The organism is Pseudoalteromonas sp. Cn5-37, from assembly GCF_021532495.1.
Taxonomy (GTDB): Bacteria; Pseudomonadota; Gammaproteobacteria; order Enterobacterales; family Alteromonadaceae; genus Pseudoalteromonas; species Pseudoalteromonas simplex.
The window spans coordinates 1-14,822 of the sequence record NZ_JAKGBA010000020.1; the positions used below are offsets into that span (position 1 = coordinate 1).

At 41.6% G+C, this 14,822-nt stretch carries 13 protein-coding genes; 1 reads left to right on the top strand and 12 read right to left on the bottom strand.

All coding sequences use genetic code 11. The features are described 5' to 3' along the window. Window positions 1-621: 621 nt before the first annotated feature. From L1266_RS16995 to lrp, 8 genes are all read right to left on the bottom strand, one after another. Window positions 622-1,932, bottom strand: a complete 1,311-nt coding sequence (locus L1266_RS16995; RefSeq protein ID WP_235377968.1) for an ABC1 kinase family protein — start codon at window positions 1,930-1,932, stop codon at window positions 622-624. A 178-nt stretch (window positions 1,933-2,110) separates the two neighbouring features. Continuing rightward, entirely contained in the window at window positions 2,111-3,655 is a 1,545-nt protein-coding gene (locus L1266_RS17000; protein ID WP_054552976.1) for an arylsulfatase, read from the bottom strand. 176 nt (window positions 3,656-3,831) lie between these two features. After that, window positions 3,832-5,136 (bottom strand): serine--tRNA ligase, encoded by a 1,305-nt coding sequence (gene serS / locus L1266_RS17005; RefSeq protein WP_235377969.1) that lies wholly within the window; start codon window positions 5,134-5,136, stop codon window positions 3,832-3,834. A 9-nt stretch (window positions 5,137-5,145) separates the two neighbouring features. Next, a complete protein-coding gene (crcB, locus tag L1266_RS17010; protein WP_082389253.1) occupies window positions 5,146-5,532 on the bottom strand; it encodes a fluoride efflux transporter CrcB in 387 nt (128 codons plus the stop codon). Next, window positions 5,525-6,862 (bottom strand): replication-associated recombination protein A, encoded by a 1,338-nt coding sequence (locus L1266_RS17015; protein WP_235377970.1) that lies wholly within the window; start codon window positions 6,860-6,862, stop codon window positions 5,525-5,527. The genes crcB and L1266_RS17015 overlap by 8 nt, the downstream gene beginning before the upstream one ends. Window positions 6,863-6,865: 3 nt before the next feature. Next, complete coding sequence (lolA, locus tag L1266_RS17020; protein ID WP_235377971.1) at window positions 6,866-7,492, bottom strand: outer membrane lipoprotein chaperone LolA; 627 nt, start codon at window positions 7,490-7,492, stop codon at window positions 6,866-6,868. Next, a complete protein-coding gene (locus tag L1266_RS17025) occupies window positions 7,492-9,984 on the bottom strand; it encodes a DNA translocase FtsK (protein ID WP_235372839.1) in 2,493 nt (830 codons plus the stop codon). The genes lolA and L1266_RS17025 overlap by 1 nt, the downstream gene beginning before the upstream one ends. Window positions 9,985-10,125: 141 nt before the next feature. Beyond that, window positions 10,126-10,605, bottom strand: coding sequence for a leucine-responsive transcriptional regulator Lrp (gene lrp, locus L1266_RS17030; protein ID WP_054552971.1), 480 nt, complete (start codon window positions 10,603-10,605; stop codon window positions 10,126-10,128). A 142-nt stretch (window positions 10,606-10,747) separates the two neighbouring features. Between lrp and ald the strand changes: the two genes are divergently transcribed. After that, window positions 10,748-11,869, top strand: a complete 1,122-nt coding sequence (ald, locus tag L1266_RS17035) for an alanine dehydrogenase (RefSeq protein ID WP_054561274.1) — start codon at window positions 10,748-10,750, stop codon at window positions 11,867-11,869. 95 nt (window positions 11,870-11,964) lie between these two features. Here ald and rluB read toward each other — a convergent pair whose 3' ends face one another. From rluB to L1266_RS17055, 4 genes are all read right to left on the bottom strand, one after another. Continuing rightward, on the bottom strand, window positions 11,965-12,837 hold the full coding sequence (rluB, locus tag L1266_RS17040) for a 23S rRNA pseudouridine(2605) synthase RluB (RefSeq protein WP_063704647.1): 873 nt from the start codon (window positions 12,835-12,837) through the stop codon (window positions 11,965-11,967). After that, a complete protein-coding gene (scpB, locus tag L1266_RS17045) occupies window positions 12,834-13,424 on the bottom strand; it encodes an SMC-Scp complex subunit ScpB (protein WP_054552968.1) in 591 nt (196 codons plus the stop codon). The genes rluB and scpB overlap by 4 nt, the downstream gene beginning before the upstream one ends. Window positions 13,425-13,554: 130 nt before the next feature. After that, a complete protein-coding gene (locus L1266_RS17050; RefSeq protein WP_235377972.1) occupies window positions 13,555-14,076 on the bottom strand; it encodes an EF-hand domain-containing protein in 522 nt (173 codons plus the stop codon). A 206-nt stretch (window positions 14,077-14,282) separates the two neighbouring features. Further along, complete coding sequence (locus tag L1266_RS17055) at window positions 14,283-14,714, bottom strand: hypothetical protein (protein ID WP_054552966.1); 432 nt, start codon at window positions 14,712-14,714, stop codon at window positions 14,283-14,285. Between the last annotated feature and the right edge of the window lie 108 nt (window positions 14,715-14,822).

Consider the following 14,822-nt stretch of genomic DNA (forward strand, 5'->3'; position numbering starts at 1 on the left):
TAACGAGGGCTTGATTATAGTGAGACCAGTTTGTGATTTTGCTCATTGTTGTTGCACGGGCTAGTAGGATATAGATGATCTGATCACAGGCTGGCAAGATAGTTCAAACTTTTAGGAAACAACGCCATCGTGAAGTGTATTTCAAAAAGAATTCAATTAATCTCCGACATTGAACTTCATTCAAAGTATCTTTATCTCCTCTTAGACTGCATATCTTGCCCTAATATAAAGAAAGAGGATAGGCTCTCTTGGTCAAGAAAGTTAAAAACATTACTTTCAAATGATAAAGAAATTAGAAAGATTTCAGAAAATGAATTTTTTGAGACAATGACAACTAATAATTGGTTTGTGTCTTGGAATAAAGAGGACCTATGGAGCACAATTGAAAAAAATCAGTTGATCCTAAGTTATTGATAGTGCATCATCTTCTTTAAGAGGGCTTAGTGTTTCAGGCATATAATGTCGCAGGCTAGATCTAAATGCAAATAAAATCAGTCTTTGCTCCTTAGGAGTAGCTTTATTTTGTCGTAACTTGTGAAATAACTTTTAGCTAAAGTTAGATCTAAGGTTACTTATAAATAATAGTACACACCTTACTACTTAGCCCTCTTAATTAGTAGCTTATACTTCAAACTCCTTAAAAATACTGTTCATATTCACTTTTGCACCTAGCTTTGCAGCGATTAAAAACAGGCCTGCTAGTTTTCTGTGAACGAACAAGGCATCTACGGGTGGTGCGTGCCAATGCTCTGAGGCGGTACTCATTTTTAGGCCGAGTTCTTTAATGCGTTTTGGCAAGTCGTTATTTGCAAAGTCATATTCACCTTGGTGGCGCAGTGGCTCGCAAGCGAGTAGAAATATATCAACGACATTATCTATATATTCTTGAGCAAGCCCTTTTTGAAAATAGCCAATTTGCTGTGCTGCTGTTGCAACGCCTGCTCTGTCGTTACTAATCGCACCAGATAATAACTGTAAGTAACCATCACTAATATGCTGAGGTAGTTCGCGGGTGGCGCCAAAGTCTAAAAGCACCAAGCGTTGATTGTCGATTTGATATTGATAATTAGCAAAGTTTGGATCTGTTTGAACTAGTTTAAAGCTAATTAATTCATGTAAAAATAGGCTGAGTAACTGTTCAACCGCTTTATTACGTAAAGCTTGCTCTTTACTTGCCAGTTCATCTAGCTCTTGCCCTTCAACAAAGCTCATGACTAAAACTTGAGAAGAACTAAGCGAATCAACCACATTTGGAATAAGGTAATTGTCATCACCCTTTAAACACTCGCTGTAGCGTTTTAAAAAACTCGCTTCTAATTCGTAGTCAGCTTCGTTTATAAGCTGCTGTTTTGCTTCCTCGATAAGAGGCTGTATTTCTACCTCTTTAGGTAATAAGCCACTGAGCTTCAGAAGGTAAGCTAAGTTATCAACATCACTGGCAATGCCTTTTGCAATACCTGGGTATTGCACTTTAACTGCTAACTTTTCGCCCGATTCTCGGTAAGCAATATGCACTTGCCCAATTGATGCCGCAGCAAATGGTCTGAGCTCAAAATGCGATAATTGTTCTAGCCACGCATCGCCCCAATGCTCACGCATTACTTTAACTAGCTGCTTTTGTGGCATGGGTGTCGCTTCTGAACGTAGCCTTGCTAAAATTGCTGACAGCTCAGGAGTAAGTAATTCGCCACTATCCATGGATAACAGCTGCCCCAATTTCATTGCTGCTCCACGCAGATTTGCAAGCTGCTCTGCAAAGCGCTGAATATTTTTTGGCTGTAACAATAACTCTTGTCGTGATGTTTGCTTGCCGGTCGCCCATGCTTTTGTGCCTTCAAACAGCATATTACTCGCAACTTTGCCAGCTAAAGAGCCAAGCCGAGCCGCTCTTGCAAAGCGTGATGTTGGCACAGGCTTTTGTTTATCACTCATATTACTTCACACAATTAACTTAATGCTTTGAATACGTTGGTTGTTCGAGTTTAGATCGACTTTAGCTTTACTATCACTTGTCTTCTAGCCAAAAGCAAAAAGCCGCATGGTTAGCTTATTTGCTTCCCGATGCGGCTATTTATTTAATTAACAGGCCAATAAATTGTTTTATTGAGAGTTACTGCTTTCCAGACATCAACTGTTCCATTAGCTGGCTAAAGTCGAAGCTTGCTGCTTTTTGCAGTGGTGGATACTCTGATAGCGATTTTATGTGTTCGCCAAGTAGATGTTGCACAGGCTCATTCAGCCATTGCTTAGCTTGCACTATGTCTGAGCGGTCGGTTAAACCATCAAAGCTTTCAAACGGATCCATACGTATGTTATAGAAAATTGGGAACTTTTGCTTTTCATAAGGAGCATAATAATTTTCGCTCGTTTCAAAGTGCAGCTTCCATTGCTTGTAGCGAATCGCTTTTATACTTGATTCGTAATAGTAGAAAAAGTGATCACGGGCGCTTTGGTCAGTTTTGCCAAGCCAGTAATTCAAGTTATTTACGCCGTCAATCGGTTGCTTATGTTCTTTCAGCGCTTTTTTCGCGATATTAGGTTCACCTGCTGCTGCAGCTAGCGTTGTGTAAATATCCATGTGCGATTGAATACCGTTTAATACTGTATTTGCAGGTACTTTACCTGGCCAGCGAACAATCATAGGCACACGTACACCACCTTCATAGGTCGTCATTTTCTCACCACGGAAAGGCGTTGTACCACCATGTAATCGAGCACTGTGTTCTGGGCCATTATCTGTAGAATAAACAACAATAGTGTTATCAAGCACACCCATATCATCTAGTGCAGCCATTAACTCGCCCACTTGTTGATCATGTTCAATCAGACCACTGCCGTATAAATCATGCTCTGTGGTGTATTCTTCTGCTAAATAACGGCTCTCATCACTTAAACGCGTGTACATATGCATTCGGCTTGGGTTAAACCAAACAAAGAAAGGTTTATCTGCTTTTTTCGCTCGTTTAATAAAGTCTATGCTTGCGTCCATAAACTCTTTATCAACGGTTTTCATACGCTCACGAGAAAGCTGGCCAGTATCTTCAATTTTTTGCTTACCTACTTTACCAAAGCGTGGATCAACTGTTTTGTCATCTACATTTGTGGCGTAAGTATGTAAAACACCTCGCGTACCATATTTTTTGAAGAATTCAGGATCTTTCGGGTAATCACGTTGCTCAAACTCTTCTTGAGTATTTAAGTGGTATAAATTGCCAAAGAACTCATCAAAGCCATGCACGGTTGGTAAGTGCTCGTTGCGATCACCTAAGTGGTTTTTACCAAATTGCCCTGTTGCATAACCCTGCTCTTTTAATACCTCGGCAAGGGTATAAGAACCCGCTTTTAAACCAAGCTCAGCGCCAGGTCGTCCCACTGTAGTCATGCCACTACGAATTGGATATTGACCTGTAATAAGTGCAGCGCGCCCTGCAGTACACGATGGTTGCGCGTAATGATCGGTAAACATTGCCCCTTCGTGGGCGAGTTTATCGATGTTTGGCGTTTTATAACCCATGGTACCAAGTCCATAAGCACTTACATTTTGCCAGCCAACATCATCGGGGAATATAATTAGAATATTGGGTTTGTCTTTAGCAAAAGCGACAGAGCTTGCTAAATATAAAGCAGCGGATGCTACGGCGAGTAGTCTTTTCATAACAGCAGTCCTTCGTGTATTTTAATAAAAATACTATGTAGTTTAGTTTTTAAACTTGTAGTACTTTTTTCAGTCTACTAAAAATACTGTGTACCGCAATTATTATTAATGCTAGGCATAAAAAAACCGTATTTTCTGATCAAAATACGGTTTTTAAAACGTTATGAACTTAAACGTTATTTAATAGCTTCTAAGCCACCCATGTAAGGGCGCAATACTTCTGGTACAACAATCGAGCCGTCTGCTTGTTGATAGTTCTCTAAGATTGCTACCAGTGTACGACCAACTGCTAAACCTGAACCATTTAATGTATGAAGTAGCTCCGGCTTTTTCTCACCTTGACGACGGAAACGCGCTTGCATACGACGCGCTTGGAAATCAACCATGTTTGAACATGATGAGATTTCACGATAGGTGTTTTGTGCAGGTAACCATACTTCTAAATCATAACTTTTTGCTGCACCAAAGCCCATATCACCCGTACATAAAATCACTTTACGGTATGGAAGTTCTAATGCTTGTAATATTTGCTCAGCGTGACCTGTTAGCTCTTCTAGCGCTTGCATTGAATCTTCTGGTTTTACTAGTTGTACTAATTCAACTTTGTCGAATTGGTGCTGACGAATAAGACCACGTGTATCACGGCCATAGCTACCTGCTTCACTACGGAAACAAGGCGTATGCGCTGTTAAACGAATTGGTAAGTCGCTTTCGTCGTAAATTTCGTCACGAGCACTGTTCGTAAGCGGTACTTCAGCTGTAGGAATTAAGCTAAAACCTGGTTGTTGCTGACCGTCGTCATCCACTAAACCTAATGTGTGGAATAAGTCACCAGCAAACTTAGGTAATTGGCTTGTGCCGTATAAGCTTGCGCTATTAACTAGGTAAGGCACATACATTTCTGTATAGCCGTTTTGCTCTGTGTGCGTATCAAGCATGAACTGCGTAAGAGCACGGTGCATACGTGCAACTTGACCACGCATAACAGTGAAACGCGCGCCACTGATTTTAACGCCCATTTCAAAGTCTAGGCCGTTTACGTCTTGACCAACATCAACGTGATCTTTTACTTCAAAGTCGTATGACTTAGGCGTACCCCAGGTTGAGATTTCAACGTTTTGATCTTCGTCTTCACCTACAGGAACAGACTCATCAGGTAAGTTTGGAATAGCAAGTGCAATTTGCTTAAGCTCTTCAAGTACTGCGTCTTGCTCTGCTTTTACGCTGTCTAGTTGATCGCCAAGGTTACTGACTGAATCAAGCAGCTGTTGTGCTTTTTCGTGCTCGCCTTTCGCTTTTGCTTGGCCGATAGCTTTGGAACTTGCATTACGCTCGCTTTGAAGTTCTTGCGTTTTTACTTGTAATGTTTTGCGTTTTTCTTCAAGTGCAGTTACCGCTGCAGTATCAAGTTCGTAACCGCGTGATGCTAAACGTGCAGCCGCTTGTTCGATATCTTGACGTAAATATTTAGAATCTAACATGTTCGATTTTTAACCTTTTTGCATTACCAGCTGAAGGCCCAGCCAAGCCATAAATATACACACCACCACGTTTAAGGTGATATTGAGGGCCATTTTAAAAAAGTGACCTTGTTGCAAGAGCAACAACGAATCCATTGAGAATGTTGAAAAGGTGGTCAATGCACCTAAAAAGCCAATACCAATTAAGGTTTTAGCGGGGCTAACAGCGATTATTTCTTTTTCAATCAAGCCGTATAAAATGCCCATTAACAATGAACCAAGAATATTAACTGTCAACGTGCCAAAAGGGAATCCCCTACCGAGCAGTTTTAGCATGGTTTCGCTAAGAAAATAGCGTAAACATGCCCCTGAAGCGCCACCCATTGCAATCATCATGTAAAGTTTCAAACTATTCATAACGTTTAATATCACTTTGCTCGTTGCGCTGGGTTAAATAGTCCAGCTTTTGTTTTATTTTTTGTTCAAGCCCTCGGTCGGTTGGGAAGTAATACTGGCGATCATTAATTGCCTCAGGGAAATACTTTTCGCCTGCTGCAAACGCACCTTCCTCATTGTGTGCATACCGATATTCAGCGCCATAACCTAAGTCTTTCATTAAGTTGGTTGGCGCATTACGTAAATGCTCAGGCACCGGGTGGCTCGGCTCATTTTTAGCATCTTGCATAGCTTGATTAAACGCCATATAAACTGCGTTACTTTTAGGGGCACTGGCTAAATAAATGGTGGCTTGTGCAATAGCGCGCTCACCTTCACTAGGGCCAACACGTTGAAAAATATCCCACGCGTTGAGTGCCACTTCCATTGCTCGCGGGTCAGCATTGCCAATATCTTCTGTAGCAATCGCTAATAAACGCCGAGCCACATAAAGTGGGTCACCGCCGCCTGCTAAAATACGGCAATACCAATATAAAGCGCCATCAGGGGAACTACCTCGCACTGACTTATGAAACGCTGAAATCAAGTCATAAAACTCATCACCGCCTTTGTCATACTTGGCTAAGTGAGTTGGTAGAACTTGACTTAGAACATGTTGATCAACAAGGTATTTACCCTGCTGCTCCGAGGTTAAATCAACAGCTTGTTCTAACAGGTTAAGCACTTTACGCGCATCGCCATCACTTGCTTGGCAAAGCGCTTGCTTAGCGTTTTCAGCAATGTCTATATGTTTTTGGCTGAGCTCTACGTCTTCACGTAAGGCGCGCTCAATCACGGTAAATAAGTCAGCTTGTTCAAGCGCTTTTAAAACATACACACGAGCACGAGACAGTATCGCATTATTAAGTGCAAATGATGGGTTTTCGGTGGTCGCGCCAACAAAAATAAAAGTGCCGTCTTCAATATGTGGTAAAAATGCATCTTGCTGAGATTTATTAAAGCGATGCACTTCGTCAACAAACAATAAGGTGCGCTGTCCTCGACCAGCAAGGTTTGCTTTTGCTTCGCTTACGGCCTCACGAATATCTTTGACACCTGCTGTGACCGCCGACATTTGAATAAGGCTGGCATCGGCATGGTTTGCAATAATCTGTGCTAAGGTGGTTTTACCAACGCCTGGCGGCCCCCACAAAATGAGGCTGTGGCATCGACCTGCAAGAATCGCTTGGTAAAGAGGTTTATCGGGGCTTAAAAGGTGCTGCTGACCTATGTAGTCATTGAGTGTTTCGGGTCGCATGCGCGCCGCAAGTGGGCGCACATCAGGACCAAAATTAAATCCGAGATTACTCAAGCCTTAATCACCTTGGCTTTGGTCGTCAACTTCAACGCCTTCAGGAATGGTAAATTCAAAGGTTTGAGTTGCAAGTTCTTCGTTCACTTTGGCATCTTTAAAGGTAAATAAAGACTGCTGACCAGAGGTATCTAATACTGTCAGTGATGCTAGGCCTTGCTCTTGAGCGTTAAAGCTAATGTCTAACTTTTCAACTTGGCTCTCAACGCCTTTGTTTGGCGTGACGCTAAAACCTGCATCAGTTGCCACAACTTGGTATTTTGCCCACTGCTCTGGATCTTTTGAGGTCAACAATACAAATGGTGTTGAATCAATCAGGCTGTGGGTATTCATAATCGTTACTTGCTCAGCAAAGCTGTCGAAGTAATACGTTTTGTCGCCATTTGATACAAATAAAGTATCGTCTGGACTTTGTTGCTGCCAGCGGATCATCATAGGTTGCTGCAAGGCTATATTCCCCTCACCTTGCATGATAGCTTCGCCTTGCGAATCGGTAACCTGCTGTGAAAACTCTGCTTTAAAACTTTTAATCGCAGCCAGTTGTTGTTGCAACGCTTCGCTGTCGTCAGCAAAACTTTGACCGCTTAATAAACAACCCATAATTAGGGCTAGGTATTTAATTTTTTTCATTAATTTGCTCCACCATTTGGCACTAAGACTTCGCGGGCACCGTTATGTCCTGGTGCGCTAACAATGCCTGATGTTTCCATTTGTTCAACTAAGCGCGCTGCGCGGTTATAACCTACACGAAGCTTACGCTGTACACTCGATACCGACACTTTGCCGGTTTCAATTACAAATGATACTGCTTCATCGTAAAGCGGATCTGACTCTTCATCACCGTCTTCACTGGTTTCTCCTGGTAGTAAAATTTCTTCTGTGGCATCGCCACTTAAAATTTCATCAATATAATTTGGTTTACCACGTTTTTTCCAATCGTCTACAACCGCATGAACTTCGTGGTCGTCAACAAACGCACCATGCACACGCACAGGTACACTGGTACCCGGCGGTAAGTAAAGCATGTCACCCATACCAAGTAAGTTTTCAGCACCTTGCTGATCTAAAATGGTACGCGAGTCAATTTTACTTGAAACTTGGAACGCCATACGGGTTGGAATATTTGCTTTAATCAAACCGGTAATTACGTCAACCGATGGGCGCTGTGTTGCTAGCACTAAGTGAATACCTGCAGCACGGGCTTTTTGCGCGATACGTGCAATCAGCTCTTCCACTTTTTTACCCACGATCATCATCATGTCGGCAAATTCGTCAATGACCACCACAATACTTGGCAGTTTATCTAGCTCTTCAGGGCCATCGGCCATGCCGTCAGTGTCTTTAAACAGTGGATCTAGAATCGGTTGACCCGCTTCTTTGGCATCCAATACTTTTTGGTTGTAACCTTTTAAGTTACGCACCCCAAGTGCCGACATCAGCTTATAACGACGTTCCATTTCGCCTACACACCAACGCAATGCATTGGCTGCTTCTTTCATGTCGGTAACAACTTCACATAATAAATGTGGGATGCCTTCGTACACAGAAAGTTCAAGCATTTTCGGGTCGATCATGATCATACGAACATCATCAGGGCCCGATTTGTACAGTAAGCTTAATATCATTACATTAACGCCCACTGACTTACCTGAACCTGTGGTACCCGCAACAAGTAAATGTGGCATTTTGCCAAGGTCAGCACATACCGGCTCGCCAGCAATGTCTTTACCTAACACCATAGTCAGTGGTGATGGGTTTGATTCGAACTTAGGCGCGTTAATAACTTCACTTAAGCGCACAATTTCACGGTGTTTGTTAGGCAGCTCTAAACCTACATAGGTTTTACCCGGAATAACTTCTACCACACGTACGCTTACAGCAGACAGTGAACGTGCTAAATCTTTCGCTAGGCCAGTGATTTTAGCTACTTTAATACCCGGCGCTAAATCAAGCTCAAAGCGCGTTACAACCGGACCTGGGTACACACCCACAACCGCAGCTTGAATGTTAAAATCAAGTAGTTTGGTTTCAACTAGACGCGAAATACCATCAAGCTCTTCTTGAGATAATGGGTTTTTCGCTTTATCTGGGCGGTCTAATAAATCAAGAGATGGTAACGGGTTTGCAGGTGGCTGCTCTTCAAGCAGTGCTTCAAACTTTTCTTTTGCCGTTGGCGGTGGCTGGTACGCAGGTTTTGGCTTAGGCATTGGGCGCGCAGGCGAAACAACCGTTGTGACAGGTTTTTCTGGCTCAACAACTGGGCTCTGATCAAGCGCATTCAGTGCCGATACGGTATCGAATGATTCATCATCAAGGGCACTGAAACCAATTTCTTGGTCAAGAATATCGTCTAGTTCATCAAAGCCTTTAAAGTCATCATCGGCTTTTTCAGCAGGCTTTTGCTTAGGCTTAGTAGGCTTTGGTGCTTCTACATCATCGTCATTAAAGCTAATTGCTGGCTCGTTTTCTGGCTCTACAAAGTTAGCGTCTGGCTCTGTCGTGGCAATATTTTTAACAGCTTCTTTTTCACGATGTAACCAAGCAGAAAATTGCTCACGTAAAAAGTAAAATGCTTTCATTACCCACTTGCCGACAAAATCGACAAATTGCACCCACGAAATACCGGTTAATAGGGTTAAACCAGCAAAGAAAAAACACAGTAGTAAAATTGAGGTGCCGGTAAAATTAAAGGTAGGCATCATTGCTGTCGCAATAACATCTCCCACTACCCCACCAGATGAAAAGTTATAAATATCATCAAAATTAATACTGCTGATGGCAGTTGCTGAAGTAATAAACAGCGCAAAACCAATAACACGTAAGGCAAGCGTGGTGTAATCAAGCTGGAAAATACGGTGTGGCTGTTTAAACAATAAATAACCGAACAATTGAATAGCAACAGGCACTAAATAAGCAAGCCAGCCAAAAGTGAGTAATAGGATATCTGCAACCCAAGCTCCCGCTGTGCCGGTAATATTCTTAACATTAACAAATTCACCGGTTTGCGACCATGAAGGGTCCGCAGGATCAAAACTGATTAATGCACATAAAATAAATACTGCAGCAAAGGTGCTGATGATTAGCCCCGTTTCTAACAGTCTTTGAACACCATTTAGGCGCATAGCTCCCTATTCCTTATTATTCTTTACTGATCGATTAGCAGTGAAATACCTTAGCAGGAAATGCCGTTTGATGCACTTTATCTTAGCCTTGATGGACTGATAATGAACAAGTTTTTGTTACTCAATATGTATTTTAACAGTTTAGGCAATATATGGGCGAATAATGACCCCTTCTTCACCTTTTACTTCTTCCATTACCACATAAGTTCGGCTTTCACTAACATTTGGTAGTTTTAGTAGAATATCACCCAGTACATTTCGATATTCCGACATATCATTTACACGTGTTTTTAATAGAAAGTCGAAATTACCTGATACTAGATGGCATTCGATTATTTCGTCGTGCTTTTTAACTGCAGCGTTAAATTCTTCGAAAACATCTGGTGAGGTTTTAGTGATGGTTACTTCTACATAAACCGACAAACCTTGGCCAAGTTTAGCAGGATCCACTACTGCTTTATATCCAAGTATATACCCCTCTCTTTCGAGCTTTTTTACCCGCTCTAAACAAGGGGTGGCACTTAGTCCTACACGCCTTGCCAGCTCTACGTTAGAGATCCGACCATCGAGCTGTAATTCCATTAAAATTTTACGGTCTATTCTGTCGAGTAATTGATGCATAAGCCAAACCAGAGTTTTGCACTGTTTAAAATATATTTTTAGATTATATCACTAGAATACCACTTAAAAAAGGTGAGACACACTGGCTGGTCATGAATATAATAGTCAAAAATTTTATCCCGTTCTATTAAGGCGAAAAACTATGATTATTGGTGTACCTAAAGAAATCAAAAACCATGAATACCGTGTAGGTATGGTTCCTGCGAGTGTTCGTGAACTAGTAAACCATGGCCACCAAGTGTTTGTTGAAACTGATGCTGGTATGGGCATTGGCTTCACTAACGAAGATTATGTTGCAGCTGGTGCTGAAATTTTACCAACAGCAGCAGACGTTTTTGCTAAAGCTGAAATGATCGTTAAAGTAAAAGAGCCACAAGCTGTTGAGCGTGCAATGTTACGCGAAGACCAAATTCTATTTACTTACCTTCACTTAGCACCGGATCTTCCACAAACTGAAGACCTAGTTAAAAGTGGCGCAGTGTGTATCGCTTACGAAACAGTAACTGATTCACGTGGCGGTTTACCTCTTCTAGCTCCTATGAGTGAAGTTGCTGGTCGTATGTCTATTCAAGCTGGTGCACAAGCGCTTGAAAAATCAAACCACGGTCGTGGTATGTTACTTGGTGGTGTACCAGGTGTTGAGCCTGCTAAAGTTGTTGTTATCGGCGGCGGCATGGTTGGTCGTAGCGCAGCGCAAATGGCTGTTGGCCTAGGTGCTGATGTTGTTGTTCTTGACCGTAACATCGATGTACTACGTGCATTAGACGCACAGTTCGGTAATAAAGTTAAAGCTATCTACTCTACTGCTGACGCACTAGAAAAACACGTATTAGAAGCTGACCTTGTTATCGGTGGCGTACTAATCCCAGGTGCAGCAGCGCCTAAACTAGTAACAGCTGAGCACATCAAAGCAATGAAGCCTGGTTCTGCAATCGTTGACGTTGCAATCGACCAAGGTGGTTGTATCGCAACTTCTAAGGCGACAACACACGCTGATCCTACTTACATTGTTGATGACGTTGTTCACTACTGTGTTGCTAACATGCCAGGTGCTGTTCCACGTACTTCTACGTTCGCACTTAACAATGCAACATTACCGTTCATCATCAACCTTGCTAACAAAGGCTATAAGAAAGCGCTTCTTGACGATGCAAACTTCTTAAAAGGCTTAAACGTGATCAAAGGTAAAGTTACTTATAAAGAAGTAGCTGAAGCTTTCAACATGGAATATGTTGACCCACGTACAGCAGTTGAAAATGCTTAATTAGCATTGTGAAACAAAAAAAGCAGCGAAATCGCTGCTTTTTTTATGCCTGTTTGCAAATAAATTAGTTTATCTGCAAACAATTATATTTCTGATTAACGACGCTTAGTTTGTTTAGCGCGTTGATTGTGCTTTTTAACCGCTTTACGGATTTGGTTAATTTTAGCACGTTTGTCTTTACGCTTTTCAGGAATAACCGACAGCTTAGTTTGCGTTTCGCGGCCAAGTTGTACTGTTTTACGTAAATAGTTAACCGTGTCTAAATCAAGCTCAGCCCAACCACCTTGTGGCAAACGCTTATCAAGCTCTAACTTACCGTAACGAATACGGATAAGACGCGATACTTCAACATCTTGTGATTGCCATAAACGACGAACTTCGCGGTTACGACCTTCTGTTAAAGTGACATTGAACCAACGGTTGATACCTTCACCACCCATAGGTTTGATGTTTAAGAATTTCGCAGGACCATCATCAAGCTCAACGCCTTTTGTTAGAGTGCGTAGCGTTTCGTTAGTCACTTCACCAAACACACGAGCTGAGTACTCACGCTCTACTTCGTAGCTTGGGTGCATTAAACGGTTAGCAAGTTCACCATCGTTAGTAAACAGCATTAAACCAGCGGTATTAATATCTAATCGGCCAACTGCAATCCAGCGTTCGCCATCAACACGTGGTAAACGGTCAAATACCGTACGACGACCTTCAGGGTCTTTACGCGTACATAACTCACCTTCTGGTTTGTTATACATAAGCACACGACAAATACGGTCGGCTTTGTCTTCGATTTTCACTACGTGACCGTCAACACGAATTACATCGGTTGCTTCTACGCGGTCGCCTAAACGAGCCACTTTACCATTCACGCTCACGCGGTTGGCATCGATGTATTTTTCCATTTCACGACGTGAACCCACGCCAGCACGGGCTAATACTTTTTGTAACTTTTCAGTTTCTACATTACTCATTCAGATAGTTCTCTCACAGAAGGATCGCTCAATAACTGGTTGATTTTACTCTCCTGAAGTTCAGGTAACGGCGGTAATTCATCTAAACCAGCTAATGAAAAATAATCTAAGAAAGCGGATGTTGTGGCATACAACGCTGGGCGCCCGGGCACCTCTTTATGGCCAACAACCCTAACCCACTCTCTTTCTAATAAGGTTTTAATTATTCCTGAGCCAACAGCAACCCCCCGTACTTGTTCAATTTCACCACGGGTAATAGGTTGTCTATAGGCAATCAAGGATAACGTTTCTAGTAGTGCTCGTGAGTATTTAGGTGCGCGCTCTTGCCATAAGTTTGCCAGCCAAGGCGCTAAACTAGCGCAGGCTTGAAACCTGTAACCGCTGCCTACTGCAACAAGCTTAATGCCTCGGGTTTGATAATGCGTTTGAATTTGTTCAATTGCATTATTAATGCGCGGCATAGATACGCTTAAATCAGCTAATACTGTCTCTTTTAAATGACGTTTAGACACAGGTTTTCCAGCAACAAAAATCGCGGCTTCTATGATTTCGACTAACTGTTCATCACTGATACGTTTTGTGGCCATCGCTACTAAAGGTCATTTTAAATCACTAACGCTCTATTATGACAGAAGTCGGCCAAGGTTGGAAAAATTATTGTAAAAAAGCCAGTGTAAAACACTGGCTTTAGGGGATATTTACGAATGAATATTGAAATTAGCTATTTTTAACCATTTCAAGGGCATCATCTTCGGCAACGTCGCTGCCATATTTGCTAATGTAATTAACAAACTCAGTGCGGCTTATACGCTTATCTTTGTTGCTATCCATATAGCCAAAGTGATTTGCGATATCGTCGTCATCGGCTTCTTCAATAGAAACATAACCATTTTTGTCGTTATCTAACGATTTAAAGTCATTTTCGATTGGGTCAAATTTAGCGATTTCAGCTTTAAATGCTGATTCAGATACCTCACTATCAGTTGCTACCTTGCCCGTATTTAATTGCATGTATGCATTAAATTCAGTACGGCTGATTTGCTCATCCATATTGGTATCGATATTTGAAAAATGATCCCAAATTGCATCATCGTCAGCTTCTACCTTAGAGATATAGCCGTCATTGTCATTATCTAGACTGCCAAAATCGCTGTCGATTTTTGCTAAAGAGTTACTTGCAGAACATGCTGAAAGACTTAGTGCTGCTAAAATTGTAGATGCTAAAGTTAACTTTTTCATAAGACATTTCCTTGTAGTCGATTAGATTCAATTAGACTATTTCAAGTTGAATGCCAAAATGCCTTATTGACTAAAATCAAGCACTTACAATCTAGTTAAGTTACTGTTAAGCCTATGATTTAGCAAGCTTTTCATAGGTTGCTGTAATTTTTTCATAAAAAAAGCGCTCCGAAGAGCGCTTTTTACAAATAACTATACTGTCGCTATTAGATAGCTGCGTTTTGGTAACGCTTAACGAAGTCTGTTACTGCTTCGCCATTACATTTTAACGTGTTTAAGTTGCCAATTTTTTCACGCACAGGTGTTAAACCTTTTTTAAGTGCAGTGATACAAAGTTGAGTTTCTTTTTGCTCATTTTTAGCAAACACTTCAATCGCTGCTTTTGCTACTTCTTGTGATTGTGCTTTTTTTGCAATTTCACGAATGTCAGTACCGTTACATAAAATGCTTTTTGAAAAACGTGACATTGAAATGCCATGCTTTGCTGCTTCTTTACGTGCTGCGGTAAACCCTTCGTTTGCACTTAAGCTACATAACTTCGATTCAATACTGTTATCAGCTGAAAAGTAGTGCGGGTTGCTTGCTAATGAGCCAAATGAGATACATGCAAGAGAAAGCATCACTAATTGTTTTTTCATGGTTTACCTTTAAATAGTACATAATATGAACGGGTGGTTTGCGCGCATTATATAAACAAAAATAAGCAGATCAACTGAATTATTTATTTAATTTAATAATTAATAGTG

Coding starts and splice junctions, on each gene's coding strand:
- L1266_RS16995 (WP_235377968.1), bottom strand. CDS start 1,932: ATGAGTGATAAACAAAAGCCTGTGCCAACATCACGCTTTGCAAGAGCG.
- L1266_RS17000 (WP_054552976.1), bottom strand. CDS start 3,655: ATGAAAAGACTACTCGCCGTAGCATCCGCTGCTTTATATTTAGCAAGC.
- serS (WP_235377969.1), bottom strand. CDS start 5,136: ATGTTAGATTCTAAATATTTACGTCAAGATATCGAACAAGCGGCTGCA.
- crcB (WP_082389253.1), bottom strand. CDS start 5,532: ATGAATAGTTTGAAACTTTACATGATGATTGCAATGGGTGGCGCTTCA.
- lolA (WP_235377971.1), bottom strand. CDS start 7,492: ATGAAAAAAATTAAATACCTAGCCCTAATTATGGGTTGTTTATTAAGC.
- L1266_RS17025 (WP_235372839.1), bottom strand. CDS start 9,984: ATGCGCCTAAATGGTGTTCAAAGACTGTTAGAAACGGGGCTAATCATC.
- lrp (WP_054552971.1), bottom strand. CDS start 10,605: ATGCATCAATTACTCGACAGAATAGACCGTAAAATTTTAATGGAATTA.
- ald (WP_054561274.1), top strand. CDS start 10,748: ATGATTATTGGTGTACCTAAAGAAATCAAAAACCATGAATACCGTGTA.
- rluB (WP_063704647.1), bottom strand. CDS start 12,837: ATGAGTAATGTAGAAACTGAAAAGTTACAAAAAGTATTAGCCCGTGCT.
- scpB (WP_054552968.1), bottom strand. CDS start 13,424: ATGGCCACAAAACGTATCAGTGATGAACAGTTAGTCGAAATCATAGAA.
- L1266_RS17050 (WP_235377972.1), bottom strand. CDS start 14,076: ATGAAAAAGTTAACTTTAGCATCTACAATTTTAGCAGCACTAAGTCTT.
- L1266_RS17055 (WP_054552966.1), bottom strand. CDS start 14,714: ATGAAAAAACAATTAGTGATGCTTTCTCTTGCATGTATCTCATTTGGC.